The 16399-nt window shown below is 42.1% G+C and carries 16 protein-coding genes; 15 read left to right on the top strand and 1 reads right to left on the bottom strand.

The window, feature by feature from the left end:
* Positions 1-304: 304 nt before the first annotated feature.
* The 12 genes from xerD to rapZ all read left to right on the top strand — a co-directional run bounded on the left by xerD (position 305) and on the right by rapZ (position 11556).
* Positions 305-1192 carry a site-specific tyrosine recombinase XerD gene (gene xerD, locus NTW12_04865; GenBank protein ID MCX5845677.1) on the top strand — a complete coding sequence of 296 codons (888 nt, stop codon included), beginning with the start codon at positions 305-307 and terminating at the stop codon, positions 1190-1192.
* Positions 1193-1214: 22 nt separating this feature from the next.
* Entirely contained in the window at positions 1215-3236 is a 2022-nt protein-coding gene (locus NTW12_04870) for a tetratricopeptide repeat protein (protein ID MCX5845678.1), read from the top strand.
* A 69-nt stretch (positions 3237-3305) separates the two neighbouring features.
* Positions 3306-4163: a 3-deoxy-8-phosphooctulonate synthase gene (gene kdsA / locus NTW12_04875; GenBank protein ID MCX5845679.1), complete on the top strand. Its 858-nt coding sequence runs from the start codon at positions 3306-3308 to the stop codon at positions 4161-4163.
* Positions 4164-4183: 20 nt separating this feature from the next.
* On the top strand, positions 4184-4702 hold the full coding sequence (locus NTW12_04880) for an HAD-IIIA family hydrolase (protein MCX5845680.1): 519 nt from the start codon (positions 4184-4186) through the stop codon (positions 4700-4702).
* Positions 4703-4908: 206 nt separating this feature from the next.
* The gene (lptC, locus tag NTW12_04885; protein ID MCX5845681.1) at positions 4909-5460 is read left to right on the top strand and encodes an LPS export ABC transporter periplasmic protein LptC; all 552 of its coding nucleotides are present in this window, start codon (positions 4909-4911) and stop codon (positions 5458-5460) included.
* A 114-nt stretch (positions 5461-5574) separates the two neighbouring features.
* Positions 5575-6180 (top strand): lipopolysaccharide transport periplasmic protein LptA, encoded by a 606-nt coding sequence (gene lptA, locus NTW12_04890; protein MCX5845682.1) that lies wholly within the window; start codon positions 5575-5577, stop codon positions 6178-6180.
* 90 nt (positions 6181-6270) lie between these two features.
* The gene (lptB, locus tag NTW12_04895; GenBank protein MCX5845683.1) at positions 6271-6993 is read left to right on the top strand and encodes an LPS export ABC transporter ATP-binding protein; all 723 of its coding nucleotides are present in this window, start codon (positions 6271-6273) and stop codon (positions 6991-6993) included.
* A 37-nt stretch (positions 6994-7030) separates the two neighbouring features.
* Complete coding sequence (gene rpoN, locus NTW12_04900) at positions 7031-8494, top strand: RNA polymerase factor sigma-54 (protein ID MCX5845684.1); 1464 nt, start codon at positions 7031-7033, stop codon at positions 8492-8494.
* Between the two features lie 281 nt (positions 8495-8775).
* On the top strand, positions 8776-9315 hold the full coding sequence (gene raiA, locus NTW12_04905; GenBank protein ID MCX5845685.1) for a ribosome-associated translation inhibitor RaiA: 540 nt from the start codon (positions 8776-8778) through the stop codon (positions 9313-9315).
* 16 nt (positions 9316-9331) lie between these two features.
* On the top strand, positions 9332-9793 hold the full coding sequence (locus NTW12_04910; protein MCX5845686.1) for a PTS sugar transporter subunit IIA: 462 nt from the start codon (positions 9332-9334) through the stop codon (positions 9791-9793).
* A 21-nt stretch (positions 9794-9814) separates the two neighbouring features.
* On the top strand, positions 9815-10693 hold the full coding sequence (locus tag NTW12_04915; protein MCX5845687.1) for a hypothetical protein: 879 nt from the start codon (positions 9815-9817) through the stop codon (positions 10691-10693).
* Positions 10690-11556 carry an RNase adapter RapZ gene (gene rapZ, locus NTW12_04920; protein MCX5845688.1) on the top strand — a complete coding sequence of 289 codons (867 nt, stop codon included), beginning with the start codon at positions 10690-10692 and terminating at the stop codon, positions 11554-11556. Before NTW12_04915 ends, rapZ begins: the two co-directional genes overlap by 4 nt.
* Here the strand turns inward: rapZ and NTW12_04925 are convergent.
* The gene (locus NTW12_04925) at positions 11553-12881 is read right to left on the bottom strand and encodes a M23 family metallopeptidase (GenBank protein ID MCX5845689.1); all 1329 of its coding nucleotides are present in this window, start codon (positions 12879-12881) and stop codon (positions 11553-11555) included. The two genes, rapZ and NTW12_04925, sit on opposite strands and share 4 nt — an antisense overlap.
* A 197-nt stretch (positions 12882-13078) precedes the next feature.
* Between NTW12_04925 and coaBC the strand changes: the two genes are divergently transcribed.
* Genes coaBC through NTW12_04940 form a run of 3 tightly spaced genes read left to right on the top strand, consistent with a single transcriptional unit; the run spans position 13079 to position 16396 of the window.
* A complete protein-coding gene (gene coaBC, locus NTW12_04930; GenBank protein ID MCX5845690.1) occupies positions 13079-14263 on the top strand; it encodes a bifunctional phosphopantothenoylcysteine decarboxylase/phosphopantothenate--cysteine ligase CoaBC in 1185 nt (394 codons plus the stop codon).
* Between the two features lie 30 nt (positions 14264-14293).
* Positions 14294-15049, top strand: a complete 756-nt coding sequence (locus tag NTW12_04935) for a uracil-DNA glycosylase (protein ID MCX5845691.1) — start codon at positions 14294-14296, stop codon at positions 15047-15049.
* Between the two features lie 36 nt (positions 15050-15085).
* Positions 15086-16396, top strand: coding sequence for a nodulation protein NfeD (locus tag NTW12_04940; GenBank protein MCX5845692.1), 1311 nt, complete (start codon positions 15086-15088; stop codon positions 16394-16396).
* Positions 16397-16399: the final 3 nt, after the last annotated feature.

Raw genomic sequence — 16399 nt, forward strand, 5'->3', positions numbered from 1 at the left:
ATGTTAAAGCGGTCATTACGTGCGGCTATTCAGATGATCCTATCGTTTCAGAATTCAAGAAGCATGGCTTCTGCCGGGCTATCGACGTTCCGTATGACATTGAAAAGATGAAAGAAATCATGAGCAATTTACTGAAGTAAAATATAACCCGTTTTTAGCTGACAGCTGTCAGCTATCTAAGTAGTTTCTCAGCATTTCACTCGAATCCTTGACCCCTTGAATCCTTAAAATGCCTGCAACGTTGCGGAGATAAACCACTTAAAAAATTCTTTGCGTCCTTTGTACATTTACGTTAAAAAACACCATGAATGATTTAATTGATGAATATTTAAATTTTCTTGCAGTTGAAAAAGGGGTTTCACACCTTACGTTAGAAGCCTATAGCCGTGATTTGAATAGATACGTTAGCTTCATCCGGAGTTGCGGCATAAAGACCATTATGGACATTACCGCTGATGATGTCATATTGTATTTGGCTCAGGTTAAAAAGGACGGGCTCAACGCGAAATCTGCGAACAGGGGAATGGCAGCCGTCAGGGGGTTCTATAAGTTTCTCCTCCGTGAGAAGAAAATTGACACAAGCCCTGTGGCAAATATAGAAATGGCGAAAGTATGGACGCGTCTCCCCGATACGTTAAGCCAGGAGGAAATGAACCTGCTTCTGGCTCAACCTGGTTTGGTAACTCCTGCTGCCATTCGGGATACTGCAATGATGGAACTTATGTATGCAACAGGGATTCGGGTATCGGAAATCATTTCATTGACCATAAATAATATTAACTGGCAGGTAGGCTATCTGGTCGTTATGGGTAAGGGTAAAAAGGAACGGATTGTTCCAATAGGAAAATCGGCTTATGATTGTCTATATGAATATGTCAATAAGACCCGGCCGTTATTTGTGAAAGGGCGCGCAACGAATATAATCTTTCTCAATAGATCGGGTGAAGGATTGACACGTCAGGGTTTCTGGAAGGTTGTGAGAAAGTATGTGGTCAAAGCGGGTCTCAAAAAAAATGTCCATCCCCATACCTTCAGGCACTCTTTTGCATCCCATCTACTCGAAGGGGGGGCAGATCTACGCTCGGTTCAGATCATGCTCGGGCATGCAGATATATCAACGACACAGATTTACACACATATTACTCGCGAAAGATTGAAGCATATTCATAAGAAATACCATCCAAGAGGGTAATAGAGCAGGTTAAAGGCAGATCATGAAGAATAACTTTCTAAAAAGAATTGGGGAAAGGTTTAAAAGGAAGAGTAAACGTTTCATTATTGCAGGAAGTATAGCCTCGGTGGCAGTGATACTTGTTGTTGCCGGAATCACGATCAATTACCTCTATTTTGAGAAAATATATGAGTATCCTGTAAGTCCAGTAAGATTAAAAAGCGCTTTTTCATTTGTCTTTCTTGGACATAAACCGGCATTTTATTATCTGGATATGGAAAAAAACGGAAAAGACTACAGGCTGAGAAAGGGCGATATATTTGATGTTACTTACCGTGATGAGTTTGTAGTGAAGGACATTTCTACGGATGTTATTTTCGGTCGAGGAGTAACCTTAGATGTTGAAGGTGTAGGTGGGCAGGAGGATTTCAGGGTAATGCTTCGAGGTATCGATTTGGTTGATAAAATTATCATGACCAATGGGAAAAGCATGGAGACGGCGAGTGTTGATGCCGGTAGCATTACCGTGAAGTATCGTGATGAAATCATTGCATCCCTTCCTATGAGAGTCGTTATTATGCCCCAGGATTGGCTGAGATATGCAAAAAATACGGAGAATCAGCTCACACAGATCGAGTATCTCAAACGGGCTATCGCAATGAATAAGAATGATACAGGTGTCCGCAAGATGCTTGCGGCGATTTATCATAGATCAGGTATGATAGATAAAGCGATTGCTCAATATAATAATGTACTTGCACTGAATCCCGATGATACCGCAGCTTTGACTGAGCTTTTAAAGTGTTATATAAGCACTAAAGAAAATAGTAAAGCAATCAAGACGGGCATGAAGCTGCTTAAAATGAATCCTCAAAATGCCGCTGCCTTTGCCAATATTGCATATGCTTACAGCAACACCGGTGCATGGGAAAAGGCTATTGTCAACTATAAGGAGGCGCTGAGGTTGAACCCGGATGATATCCCGGTGCGCTTCAAATTAGGGGAAGCATATGAAAAAACGAAGGACCTAAAAAATGCAATTGAGCAGTTCAGGCTTATCTTGACAAAGGCACGGGAAACTGAGCATGTTAAAATCGCCTTAGCCAGCGTTTACCTTAAAGCCGGAAACTATGATGATTCTATAAGATTGTATAAAGAAGTTATTGCAAAAGAGCCACGGAATGCCGCGGCTTATGCAAACTTGGGCCTTGCCTATAGTGGGAAGGGACAGTGGAAAGAAGAAGTGGAAAATTATAAGAAGGCAATATCTTTAAATCCTAAAGATATTGTTGTTCGCTTTAATCTTGCTGTTGCCTATGAAAAGAGAAACCAGGACAAGGAATCGTCTCAGGAGTACCACATTGTACTAAAAATGAATCCGGGTGATCCTGAAACCGTTGCGAGATTGGCAGACATCGAATTTAAGAATAAACGGTACAGTGAGTCAGTCAAGCTTTATGAGAAAATTGCGAAATCTTCACCCAGAAAGGCATCCATCTATGCTAATCTTGGTTTTGCTTACGGAGAACTTAAGAAATTAAAGCAGTCATCCGAAAACTATGAGAAAGCAATTAAATATGGGATAAAAGATCCCCAGATTCACTATAACCTCGCCTATACGTATGATAAGCTTGGCAGGAAGAAAGAGGCAATTCAGGAATATGAGAAATATGCTTTGTCTCATCCCACCATGGATATTTTGGATATTCTTGCGGACTACTATATGAAGGAAAAGCGCTATGAAAATGCCATCAGAATCTATAAAAAAATGACCGCCCTTAATCCTAAAAGGGCATCCGCATACTCAAGCCTTGGATATATCTACAATCTCAAGAATGATATCGATAGGGAAATCGAATACTACAAAAAATCATTACGGTATGATGCCGAGGATGATAACGTTTATCTTAATCTGGGAGCGGCATACGAAAAGAAGGGGATGTACGGGGATGCGCTCAAGGCATATACAGCCGCCTATGAGTTGAATCCTGATTCCGGAATAGCGGCTAAGAAAATTCCTGCATTAAAAATTAAAATATTGCAGCAGAAACATCGGGAATCATAGAAGATACGAGTGGTATATGGATAAAGTAAAACTCATTGTCAGCTTGTCAGAAGGGAGAGAAGGCAGAGAATGATGAGGCAGATTAAACTGAATGATATGGTTATCGGGGGCGGAGCCCCCTTTGTTCTCATTGCCGGTCCATGTGTCATTGAGGACGAAAAGACAACGAGAGAAACTGCGCTTTTTCTCAAAAACATCACCGGGCAGTTGAAATTACCGTTCATATTTAAAGCGTCATATGACAAAGCAAACCGGACATCTGTGGATTCCTTCAGGGGCCCCGGCCTTACTAAAGGACTTCAGATTTTGGCCGATATCAAAAAAGATTTAGGTATTCACGTCCTCTCTGATGTACACCGCTTTGAGGAAATTGAACGCGCTTCTGAAGTTCTTGATGTGCTACAGGTGCCCGCCTTTCTCTGTCGACAGACCGATTTTGTCATTGAGGTGGCAAGAAAAGCAAGGATTGTCAATATCAAGAAGGGTCAGTTTCTTGCTCCGTGGGACGTTGAAAATATACTTGTCAAGGCATCTTCAACGGGGAATGAAAATTTAATGATAACGGAAAGGGGGGCGACTTTTGGGTATAATAATCTTGTGGCTGATTTTCGTGCAATCCCTATATTGAGAGAAATGGGCTATCCGGTGATATTCGATGCTACGCACAGTGTTCAGCTCCCCGGAGGGATGGGCACATCTTCCGGAGGTCAGAACAAAATGGTACCCTACCTTTCGCGGGCAGCCGTTGCAGTCGGAATAGACGGCCTCTTTTTGGAAGTGCACCCGAAGCCTGAATACGCCAAGTGCGATGGCCCCAATTCAATACGCCTCGATATGCTTTATAACTTCCTTCGTACACTTATGGAGATTGATAGAATAATCAAAGAAGAGATGAATATGGATGTAAAGAGAGGGATAACGTGCTGAATGAGGTTTTGGATGAAAAGTTGATTGAGAAGATGAAGACTATCCGTCTCCTGGTTCTGGATGTTGATGGCGTCATGACGGATGGAAAAATAATCATGAACGATATGGGGCGTGAAATCAAAAATTTTGATGTGAAAGATGGGCACGGGATCAAGATACTGATGAAATGCGGTATCGATGTTATCCTTCTGACAGGAAGGCGGTCAGCCGTAGTTGAACATCGTGCACAGGATATCGGTATTGAGGAGGTTTATCAGGGTATTTTCAACAAGCTTGAAAAGTTCGAGGAGATTCTCCAAAACAAGTCTTTCAATTACGAAAATATAGCTTTTGTGGGGGACGATATAGTGGATATCCCTTTATTAAAAAGAGTTGGTTTCTCTGTTGCCGTCGCTGATGCTACTGAAGACGTAAAGAAATGCGTTGATTATATTACGAAAAAAGCAGGCGGGGATGGTGCTGTCAGAGAAGTCTGTGAGCTTATCCTCCAGGCACAGGGAAAATGGATTGATGTGGCGGGGAGGTATGAGTTCCTGTAACTTATAAACGGATAGTAATTGATGCCCCGCGAGAATCAAGGATTGTGCAGAAAATGAACTTTATAGACGCCGTCAATCGTTGCGATTGATCTTTACATATGGAGAAACGGATGGTATAAAAGTGAAAAGGCTTTGTGAGAATATGTTTTCATAGTTCACACGATGTAAGAGAAGATAAATACTAATTTCCAAAAAGACCTGGGAATATGAAATTTAAAAAAAGGATAGTTGTTATCACCGGTGTAATTATCCTCGTCATTTCAGTAGCAGCCATCGTGCTGGTTATGGAAAGCAGAAAATCTTCCCCAATCCCGCTCCTTAATATTATGTCGGACAAAGTTGATCTCCAGGTTAAGAATATCAACTATACGGATGTAGGAGATTCTGGTTTAAAATGGGAGATCAAAGCGGATAGTGCCAAATATATTAAAAGTGAAAACCTTGCCATGTTTGATCGGGTCAGGGTTAAACTTCTCATGTCAGATGGGAAGACTATTGTTATGACAGGGGACAAAGGTACATTAAACACGAACACGAAAGATATGGAAATTACCGGAAACGTGGAAGTCGTCTCCGACAGGGGTGATCGTCTGACTACGGATATCCTGAAATACTCGGGTTCAGAACGGCGAATTTATAGTGAAGTTGCCGTTACAATGGAAAACGCCCGTATGCAGGTCAGAGGGATGGGGATGTCACTTTCGTTAGAAGATAAGGATGTTGCTTTATTATCCAGAGTGAGAGCCAATGTTAAATGAAGGTTCATATCTGAAAAAGTTGCGAGCATCTACGAAACTAGCTGATAGCCGTCAGCTGAAAGCTTTCAGCTCAATCCTCGGATCATTTTGCAACTAAATGGGAAAAGAACCTCAATGAATAAACCTATTCAAATTATGCGGGGCTTCTTCGGCCGTGACTTTGATATGAGAAACAAGAGAATTATTCCTTTACTATTGATCTTCTTATGTTTCTCATATTTAGGAGCGAAGGAAGGTGATCCGAAGAGGAAACCCAAAGTAGACAAAAATCAACCAATACAGATTGTCTCTGATCGTCTGGATGCGTACAATGAAAAAAAACTGGTAGTATTTTCGGGCAATGCAGTTGCCACGCAGGGCGATAAAATTATAAAATCGGACCGTCTCCTTTTGTATTATAAGAAAGATCCGCGAGTGCCAGAAAAGGTTGGTGCTAAAGATGTCGGTAACACGGGAGATTTGGAAAGAATTGAAGCCAAGGGGCATGTTACGATAACGCAAGGTGAACGGGTTGTGACGGGAGAAGATGCCATTTTCTATCAGGATTCACAACAGATTATTATGACAGGCAATGCCGTGATGCGTGAAGGAAGAAACGTCATCCGGGGCGACAGGATAGTAGTCTTTCTTAATGAAGACAGAGGCATAGTTGAAAGTATTGAAAAAAGCAGAGTTAAAGCTATAATATATCCCGAGGAGAAGAAAGACAAAAAAAAATGAAGGGACTCTTTCTTGAAATTTTACAGTATAATTATATCAGTATGGTAGATTATAAGCGCATAAGGTTTAATGTACGGGTGTTTTGAATTAATGGGAAAACTGTCAGCGAAGGGATTGGTGAAAATTTATGGGAGCAGGGTCGTCGTTAACAAGGTTGATTTGGAAATCAATCCCGGAGAGGTTGTAGGTCTTTTAGGGCCCAATGGAGCGGGTAAAACTACTACGTTTTATATAATCGTCGGTTTGATATGGCCCGATGAAGGCGGAATTTCTTTAAACGGAGAAGACGTCAGTCAATGCCCCATGTATATCCGGGCAAGAAAAGGATTGAACTACCTGCCTCAGGAGCCTTCAATATTCAGAAAGCTGAGCGTGGAAGACAACATAATGGCAATTCTCGAGACGTTGGATATAGATGAAAAAGAGAGAAAAAGACGACTGGAAGAGCTACTTGGAGAGCTTGATATTTCCCATCTGGCAAAAGCGCGAGCGTATTCTTTGTCAGGCGGGGAAAGACGGCGGGTTGAAATAACAAGGGCTCTCGTCACATCTCCTAAATATATTCTCCTTGATGAACCGTTTGCAGGGATTGACCCACTTGCCGTTCAAGATATTCAAAGAATCATATTTAAACTGAAATCAAAAGGGATCGGTGTTGTCATATCCGATCACAATGTCAGAGAAACGCTTTCCGTATGTGACAGGGCCTATATCGTCAATGAAGGTACTATTCTGGTGGAAGGGGTTCCTGATATGATAGCCAATTGTGAAATTGCGAGAAAGATTTATTTAGGAGAGGATTTTTACCTCTAAAAGGGAAAAAGAAAGCAGTTTTTTAGGCATCCAAGATATGGCGTTTGAACTCAAACAAAACCTTAAATTGACACAACAACTGATTATGACGCCTCAGTTGCAGCAGGCGATAAAGCTTTTACAACTGTCGAGGTTGGAGCTGGTTGATACAATAAGCCAAGAAATGGAGGAAAATCCGCTCCTTGAAGAGGCATTGACAGAAGAATACACAGAAAATGAGGCCGTTCCGGAAAGCGATGCCGTCGAAATAGCTGATCGGGAAGAAATCAAGACGATTGAGCGTACTGAGGAGATTACGGGAGAGGGGGACGGTAAGGAGGAGTTTGACTGGAATAGCTATCTTGAGGACTATGGCCCGACAGGAGTCAGGTATGATCGTAAGGAGGATGAAGCGCCTTCATGGGATAATATGATGATGGTAAAACCATCTCTGACGAATCATCTGATGTGGCAACTCAAACTATCCCGTTTTACAGACGCTGAGATGAGAATTGGTGAACAGATAATCGGAAACCTCGATGGTAATGGATATTTGATGGCTTCTCTTGAGGAAATTGCCACGCAGGAGGGAGTTGAGGAAAATTTTGTTGAAAGCGTATTAGAGAAAATTCAGGAATTTGATCCACCGGGTATTGCAGCGAGGGACATTAAAGAATGTCTTTTAATTCAGGCAAAAATTCTCGGGGTGTTAACCCCCCTGATTGAGAAGCTTATCAAAGAACACCTTAAGGATCTCGAAACGAAAAATTATAACAACATAGCGAAAAAAATGAAAGTATCCCTGTCTGAGATATTGCGGGCTGTCGTTGTAATAAGCAGCATGGATCCAAAACCCGGGCGTATCTACAGCGAGGAGAGAATAGATACTATTACGCCGGATGTATATGTTTTCAAGGCAGGGGACGAATATAAAATTGTTCTGAATGACGATGGGTTGCCGAAGCTCAGAATCAGTAATTTTTATAAGGAGATTATGAGCGGCATCAACACGGATCCTGATGCTGAAGTCAGTAAGAAATATATTAGGGAAAAGATGCAATCAGCTACATGGTTGATCAAGAGCATACAGCAGAGGCATAGAACAATATACAAAGTAACGGAAAGTATCTTAAAATTGCAGAGAGACTTTTTTGATCAAGGAATTGATTACTTAAAACCACTGGTGCTTAGGGATATTGCCGATGATGTAGAAATGCATGAGTCAACCATAAGCAGGGTCGTGACAAACAAGTACATGCATACGCCGAGGGGTATATTCGAACTGAAATACTTCTTCAGTAGCAGAATACAGAAGACGAGCGGTGATGCTATTGCATCGAAGAGCGTTAAAGAAGAAATAAAGAAGATCGTCGGTAGTGAAGATCCGAAGAAACCATACAGTGACAGCGACATCGTTAATCTTCTCAAAAAATCAGGTATATCTATTGCGAGAAGAACCGTTGCAAAGTACAGAGAAATGATGGGTGTTCTCCCGTCTTCCAAAAGGAAAAAGTATTTTTGACGGCATCGAAAAAGTCCAAAAGCTTAAGCTGCTCTTCATTATTCGCCGTTACGGCGTACTTCACTTTACGCCTTATTCCTCAGAATTTACCCGGCTTGAAACGTACGCTTTTTACTTCGCCGTCCATTTTTCACTCGATCTTCGATTTCTTACACAATCATCATTTATTCAACCATGAAAAAAACAGATTGACCTTAGGTGATTTTAAGATTAGGATGCGCGCCCTCAGAACAGAGGGGTAAACAACGTAAAAATGATGCGAAAGTTAGGAGGATGTAGTTATGAAGATTTCTGTAACCTTCAGGAATACGGAAGGAGAAAACTGGCATAAGGAATATATCGATCAAAAGCTAAAAAAACTTGAAAAATATATGGATAATCCGGTTGAGGCGCGTGTGGTTATTTCCGTAGAGAAGTTCAGGAATGCGGCTGAAGTAAATTTAATGACGAATGGTCAGAATATAAATGCCAAAGAAGAAGCCAAGGATATGTATCTCGCAATCGATAATGCAATTGAAAAGATCGAACGTCAACTCAAGAAGCGTAAAGAAAGAATAAGGGGTCATAAAACCAATGCTGCAAAGGGAGAAGAAATTACCTCTGAAGAGGCGTATTTCGATGATATGGATGAAATACAGGAAACAAGAATAGTAGAAATGAGAAAAGTGGTGTTGAAACCTATGTCTATCGAAGATGCCCTTATGGAGATTGATTCATCAAAAAATCGGTTTGTTGTTTACAGAGATTCTTCGACAGAAACCGTCAGCATCATATATGTCCGCGATGACGGAAAATACGCGCTTATCGAGACAAGTAGCTAAGAGTTAAGGATAAATCATGAAAATCATGGATATTTTCAGTAAAGAACATATCATCGATGGACTGCAATCAAAAACCCAAAGGGATGTTCTTAAAGAATTGTCGGGTGTATTTCTGCAGGGTGAAATAAAATTTAGTCATGAAGACACGGTAAACACTTTACTCGAAAGGGAAAAGTTAGGAAGTACCGGTATAGGAGACGGAATTGCCATACCCCACGGCAAATTAGCTGATATTGATGATTTGATCGTCTCGTTTGGGAGAAGCAGGGAAGGTGTAGAGTTCAATGCCATGGACGGTAAACCGGCCCACATTTTCTTTTTATTATTGGCGCCGGAAAACACAACCGGCCGGCATCTGAAAGCACTTGCTAAAATATCAAAAATGCTCAAGGACAACACGTTCAGAAAAAAGCTCATGGAAGCTAAATCGAAAGATGAGATATATATGATAATTTCAGACAAGGATGATGCATGTTGATTGTCGGGGTATGTTACTTCCATGGGTGTAGTGAAGATAAAAAATATACTTGAAGGTGCGGAGGCTCAATTAGGAATTAATCACATTGCCGGTAGAGCCGGTATGATCAGAGAAGCAAGACATATTCTTGTTCAGCGATATATCGAGGAGGAAGGCTTTTGGGACAGGCTGATTCCCGATGTTACCCTCATAATCACACCGATGGGTCTTTCCGAACTCGCTATCATCTCATCAGAGTCGCGAGAAAAGATTTTTCAAACTATCATCTCATCCCGAATTCCCTTTGTAGCACTTTCACAAACCAACTCCCCCCCCCAATTCATGATCTCTTTTTCAGAAAAATATAACATTCCTGTGTTTACGTCGATGTATGACGAGTATTTTCTAGAAAGTCGTCTGCTCGGTCTCATGCGGGAAAAGATCAATAATTCAATAGTGATCCACGGGTCGCTTGTGAATGTATCTGGCTTTGGCGTAATAATCACGGGAGACAGCGGTACGGGAAAGACTGAATGTACACGAGAGCTGGTGAACAGAGGACATGCATGGATAGCCGATGATGGTATAGTGATCGAAAAAAGAGAAAATATGTTGTATGGTCGTGCTCATGATCTGATCAAACATCTTATCAATATTAAGTTTACAGGTATTCTTGATGCAAAGAAATTTCTTGGAGTTGCGGCTGTTCGTGACGAGACGGTGATAAACCTCATGGTTGAATTTAAAAAGGAAGGCGATATCCGGGGGCAAGAAGGTATTTATTCAACTGAAAAGTTACATGAAATTATGGGGGTCAAACTGTCTTATGTCCAAATGCTGGCTTTTCCGCACACAAAGGGCATGCATAGATCTGTTGAGCTAATAGTTAAAAAATTGTTTAAGGAAAGAGGCATTGCATGAAAAACCTACGTGTCGTGATCATTACAGGACTTTCTGGATCAGGCAAGAGTACAGCACTCCGGTCACTGGAGGATATCGGCTTTTTTTGTGTCGACAACTTGCCTGTTATTCTCCTCCCAAGATTTCTCAAGATTCAGTTTAATGACTCGAAGGTAATTACAAAAGTTGCGATGGTTATGGATTTGAGGGAAAAAAGTTTCCTCGAAAAATATACAAGGATTTTTACCAAGCTAAAAAGCATGGGGTACAAATTAGAGATACTATTTCTTGATTCAAGTGATGATGCGCTCTTACATCGGTTCAGTGAAACAAGAAGAGTGCACCCCATATCGGTGAAGGGTTCTGTCATGGAAGGTATCAATCTGGAGAGGGAGAAGCTAGCCCCATTGAAACAAATGGCGGATAAAGTCATCGATACCACCTCATACAATGTTCATCAGTTAAAAGACGTTGTTCAAAGGCATTTTATTTCTTCATCTGCAAGTCAAAGGATGATCATTCATGTGACATCATTCGGATATCGTTATGGAGTGCCTGCTGATGCGGATATCGTACTTGATGTCAGATTTCTTGCCAATCCCTATTTTGTTGAAGAACTAAAATACTATAATGGCCACCATCAAGATGTTCGTGACTATGTTCTTGAATCTGACGAAAGCAAGATATTTATTCAAAAGCTTTTTGATATGATGGCATTTCTCATCCCCCTTTATGAGAAGGAGGGAAAGGCGAGGCTCAATATAGCCCTGGGATGTACAGGTGGCAGGCATCGATCAGTCGTCATGGCAAATCAAATTGGCTCTTATTTTTCAGATAAAAATTATATAGTGACGATTAATCACAGAGACATTAATAAAGGTTAAAAGGAAACAGTCATCTTCTTGCTTACATTATCGGCAATCCAATGGGGATCCCACCACTCCTGAGGATTAACAAACTGCTTCCCGACAATTATTCCAAAATGCAGATGATCACCACCTGCAAGGCCCGATACACCAGTATGGCCCATTATATCACCTTTTTTTACCTCCTGTCCGTTCTTGATATCGATCGAATTCAGATGGCCATAAAGTGTGAATATTCCGAGACCGTGGTCGACGAGAATCATATTGCCATAGATGCCAAGGTATCCGGTGTAAGCAACAATACCGTGATTGGCGGCTTCAACGGGGGCATTCGCTGTCGAAGCAAGGTCAACGCCCATGTGGGTGCTTTCACCAATTGCTTTTCCCTGATATTGATAGCTTCTTTTGTCACCGTATAAAGCCATGGGAGCAGCATTTTTCATTCTCAGGAATGTACCTTCCCATAATTGCTTCGGGTTCGTCTTTTGACAAATATCCCGGATGGCATTGTCATTATCTTCCCTCATTGTTCCGTTGACATATGTGAATATTTCCAGTGCGGTTTTACCCAGTATAGAGGGATTATGACTCTGAAATTCAGGCATTTTCTGCTGTAAAAAGCTGTCACTCAAGACCATCTTATCACTGCGAAACTTTTTATTTTTTATAAGACAGGGAAGATTAACAGATGTTTCATTTCCCGCCTGGTCTTGCGCAGTGATTTTAATATTTGTTCCACCGTGCCTTGCTTCAATGGGAAGGGCAAAATAGCTGACAATACATGGTTTGTCCGAAATAATCGCAGGATATCCCGGGGAAAAATAATTTTCGACCTTGGCGCCGCTCGTGATGACCGGCTTTGATGTTCTGTAGACAATCATACATGTACCACCGGGATTAATATGGTTGGTCGAGGTGAGTAAAAATATCTGTGGGGGGGTCATGTCGATGTTGAGTTGTCTGGTTAAAGTGGTCTGGTTTTTCCAGAGTGAATTATCGGTTGCCGTCATATTGAGCACGGCTGGTCCGTCGTGAAGTTTCATGGTAACGGGATCGATGGCGACAGTTACCGTATTTTCTTTTGCTACTGAGTCGGTATAATTGATGGATGAAAGGACTTGCGTCTTGTCATTCTGGGTAATAGAGATGGATGTATCGCGAAGACCGCTCTTCGTGTCTGCAAAAACGATATTTACCGCTTTATACCGTCCTATTGCACTTATATCCTGGTCGATTTTGACGGTTGGTTTTTCCCATTCGCCGTAAGAATTAAAAAACCAGAAGCCGAAAACGGCAATCACAATAATTAAACCAGCAATTATGAAAGATTTGTATGTTTTCATAAAAAAACCTCATATGGAGTTAAGGAATACCGGGCGGACTTATAATGATTTTTCAATCGCTTTGCAAGCTAAAAACAACTTATTCACAGGTATGCCCGTATTACTCCTTGAACTTGTCTCTGAGAATTGCTATATGTAAATAATATCAACAATCTGATTTTGCGTGAGATTCAAGGTTTACGTAAGGAATAAAAATCATGGTGAACGGTAAAAAAATCGTACTTGGTATAACAGGCGGTGTAGCTGCTTATAAATCTGCCGAGTTGACAAGGGAATTTATAAAGAGGGGAGCTTTTGTCAGGGTAATCATGACAAAGAATGCAGCCGAGTTCATTACGCCTCTGACCATGCAGACTCTTTCCGGGCATCCGGTATTTACCGATATGTATGCGATAACAGGAGAATTTGATATGGCTCATATTTCTCTTGCCGAATATGCTGATATTATTGTAATTGCTCCGGCTACGGCAAATATCATCGGAAAGATAGCTTCAGGTATAGCAGACGATCTTTTAACAACTACAGTTATGGCAACGAAGGCCCCGGTACTCATCTGTCCTGCTATGAACTCGAATATGTATGATAATGGCATTGTGAAAGAAAATATCGGCAAGCTTTCCGCTCAGGGTTATCTGTTTATAGAACCAGGGTATGGTGAACTGGCATGCAATGCCGAGGGCTATGGGAGACTCCCGGAGATTATTGATATCGTAGAAGAGGTCGAATCTGTTCTGACATATAAGGATCTTACAGGAGAAAAGATATTAATAACTGCCGGTCCTACCCGTGAACCCTTTGACCCGGTACGGTATATCACCAATTATTCCTCCGGCAAAATGGGATACGCATTGGCAATTGCCGGAAAGCGGAGGGGCGCCGGCGTTACCTTGATCAGTGGTCCTACATCATTACCTGTTCCACGGGGGATAACATTCATTCCCGTGTCGAGCGCTGTTGAGATGAGAGATGCTGTCATGGAGCATTTAGAGACCGCAACTGTTGTTATCAAAGCCGCCGCTGTTGCCGACTATCGGCCGTCAGTCCGCTCTGATTCCAAGATAAAAAAACAGGATGGTGAGCTTGTTATCCGCCTGGAACGGAATCCGGACATTATTGCAGAGATCGGTAAAAGGAAGGGAAATCGTATCCTCATCGGTTTTGCTGTGGAAACAGAAAATCTTATAGAAAATGCCAGGGCCAAGTTGGTGGAAAAAAATATGGATATTATTGTTGCCAATGATGTAACAAAGGAAGGTGCGGGGTTCGGCTGCGATACAAATATCATAAAAATCATGGGCATTAATGGTGAAACAGAGGATCTGCCTTTGATGAGTAAAATGGATGCGGCTGACAGGATCCTGGACAGGATTAAAAAAAAGTGATTGTTTTTTTTAAGGGTTGACATAGTGATTATGGAAAAGATAGAGGAGAATAGTGAAGCTGAACTCCTTGCTATAGTTCGATCTCTAAAAGGACAAGTCCAGTCGGAAATTGATTTGGGAAGAACTCCGTCATATCTCTGTATGAGGGGTGAGGCTCCTGTGAATGATAGCCCGGCGGTTGATAATTCACCTGTTGAAAACAGATCATCGCTTCAGAAACTAATAACCCTTGAAGATGTGAGGAACGAACTTGGTGATTGTCAGAGGTGTTCGCTCGGGCGGGTCAGAATCAACCTCGTTTTTGGCGAGGGGAATTCCAAAGCAGAACTCGTATTTGTCGGTGAAGCGCCGGGTGGAGATGAAGATACCCAGGGAAGACCATTTGTCGGACGCGCCGGGCAGCTTCTCACCAAGATCATTGAAGCAATGGGTTTGAAGAGGCAGGATGTCTACATATGCAACATCCTGAAGTGTCGCCCTCCCGGTAACCGGAATCCCAGACCTGAGGAAATTAATGCCTGTGAACTTTTTCTGGTTAAGCAGCTTAAGGCGATAAATCCTCGTGTAATCTGTGCCTTGGGAACATTTGCCGCCCATACACTGCTTAAAACGGATGTTCCCATAAGCATCCTTCGGGGGAAATTCCATTCTTATCAGGGCATAAAATTGATGCCGACGTATCATCCAGCCTTCCTTCTGAGGAATCAGGGGTCCAAGAAACTGGTATGGGAAGACATTCAGAAGATAATGAAAGTGCTGTCGCCGCAAAAGTCACGGGAAGCTTGAATTCTGACACTGGATTATGAAACTAAGGGGCAATACATGGCAAGAAATAAAATCAATATACCAATCCTCATTTTCGCGCTGATACTTACAGTACTGCTTTCAGGTCAATCACACGGTACAGAAAAAAAACCCGTCTTTGATGTAATTACTGTCAGTGCTGCCATCACTCCACCGATTGCCGAATATATTCTTCAAAATATCGATGCGTCGGCAAAAGCCGGTTCAGACGGCCTGATCATTCTCTTGGATACGCCGGGAGGGTTGGACTTAGCCATGAGGGATATTGCTAAAAGTATCTTGAATTCTTCCATTCCTGTTGTTGTTTATGTGCATCCATCCGGAGCACGGGCCGCTTCAGCGGGAGTGATAATCACGATCGCCGCGCATATCGCTGCAATGACACCCGGTACGAATATCGGCGCCGCCCATCCGGTAGGAATAGGAATAGGCGGTACGGACAAAGTCATGATGAAGAAGGTGGAAAACGACGCTGTTGCCTATGTAAGGGGTATTGCAGATAAGAGGGGGCGAAATGCAGACTGGGTGGAAAAATCTGTCAGAAAGAGTGAGTCCATTACGGCTGAAGAAGCCCTCAAGCTTAAAGTAATCGATTTTGTTGCGACTGATCTGAACAGACTACTGGAAAAGATAGACGGCAAAGAGGTATCTTTGTCATCCGGGACGAGGGTAGTGAAAACCAAAGATGCCATCATCAATGAGAAAAAAATGGGGACACGGCAGAGCATACTTGCCGCTATCAGCGATCCCAATATTGCGTATATCCTGTTTCTGGTCGGGCTTGCAGGTCTCTATTTCGAGCTTGCCCACCCGGGTGTTATCCTCCCGGGGGTTATCGGTGGTATCTCCCTGATTCTGTCATTTTTCGCTTTACAGACGTTGCCGGTCAATTATGCGGGGATTCTTCTCATCCTTTTTGGTATTATTCTTTTTATTGCAGAATTAAAGGTTATAAGCCACGGATTACTAACGGTGGGCGGCATTATCTCTCTGGTATTAGGTTCGTTGTTGCTCTTTGATTCCCCTGATCCTGCCCTTAGGGTGTCATGGAGTGTCATGATCCCTACATTGACGATCATCTGTTTGTTTTTTGCGAGTATTATTGCCCTTGTCCTGAAGGCTCAGATGAGAAAGCGACGTACGGGAAAGGAAGGTATGGTGGGTGAGGAAGGAAAGGCGGTTACCGATGTTTATGAAACGGGAAAGGTCTTCATAAAGGGAGAGTACTGGAATGCCTCAAGTGACAAACCTGTGGAAAAGGGCAGGGGGGTAAGGATCTTAAAAGTTGAAGGTCTCATAATCAAAATTGAAGAAATAAAAGATAAATAAATA

The organism is Deltaproteobacteria bacterium, from assembly GCA_026388545.1.
Classification (GTDB): domain Bacteria; phylum Desulfobacterota; class Syntrophia; order Syntrophales; family UBA2185; genus JAPLJS01.

Coding starts and splice junctions, on each gene's coding strand:
- rapZ (MCX5845688.1), top strand. CDS start 10,690: ATGAAAAACCTACGTGTCGTGATCATTACAGGACTTTCTGGATCAGGC.
- kdsA (MCX5845679.1), top strand. CDS start 3,306: ATGATGAGGCAGATTAAACTGAATGATATGGTTATCGGGGGCGGAGCC.
- lptA (MCX5845682.1), top strand. CDS start 5,575: ATGAATAAACCTATTCAAATTATGCGGGGCTTCTTCGGCCGTGACTTT.
- NTW12_04870 (MCX5845678.1), top strand. CDS start 1,215: ATGAAGAATAACTTTCTAAAAAGAATTGGGGAAAGGTTTAAAAGGAAG.
- rpoN (MCX5845684.1), top strand. CDS start 7,031: ATGGCGTTTGAACTCAAACAAAACCTTAAATTGACACAACAACTGATT.
- raiA (MCX5845685.1), top strand. CDS start 8,776: ATGAAGATTTCTGTAACCTTCAGGAATACGGAAGGAGAAAACTGGCAT.
- lptB (MCX5845683.1), top strand. CDS start 6,271: ATGGGAAAACTGTCAGCGAAGGGATTGGTGAAAATTTATGGGAGCAGG.
- NTW12_04940 (MCX5845692.1), top strand. CDS start 15,086: ATGGCAAGAAATAAAATCAATATACCAATCCTCATTTTCGCGCTGATA.
- NTW12_04925 (MCX5845689.1), bottom strand. CDS start 12,881: ATGAAAACATACAAATCTTTCATAATTGCTGGTTTAATTATTGTGATT.
- NTW12_04915 (MCX5845687.1), top strand. CDS start 9,815: ATGGGTGTAGTGAAGATAAAAAATATACTTGAAGGTGCGGAGGCTCAA.
- coaBC (MCX5845690.1), top strand. CDS start 13,079: ATGGTGAACGGTAAAAAAATCGTACTTGGTATAACAGGCGGTGTAGCT.
- NTW12_04910 (MCX5845686.1), top strand. CDS start 9,332: ATGAAAATCATGGATATTTTCAGTAAAGAACATATCATCGATGGACTG.
- xerD (MCX5845677.1), top strand. CDS start 305: ATGAATGATTTAATTGATGAATATTTAAATTTTCTTGCAGTTGAAAAA.
- NTW12_04935 (MCX5845691.1), top strand. CDS start 14,294: ATGGAAAAGATAGAGGAGAATAGTGAAGCTGAACTCCTTGCTATAGTT.
- lptC (MCX5845681.1), top strand. CDS start 4,909: ATGAAATTTAAAAAAAGGATAGTTGTTATCACCGGTGTAATTATCCTC.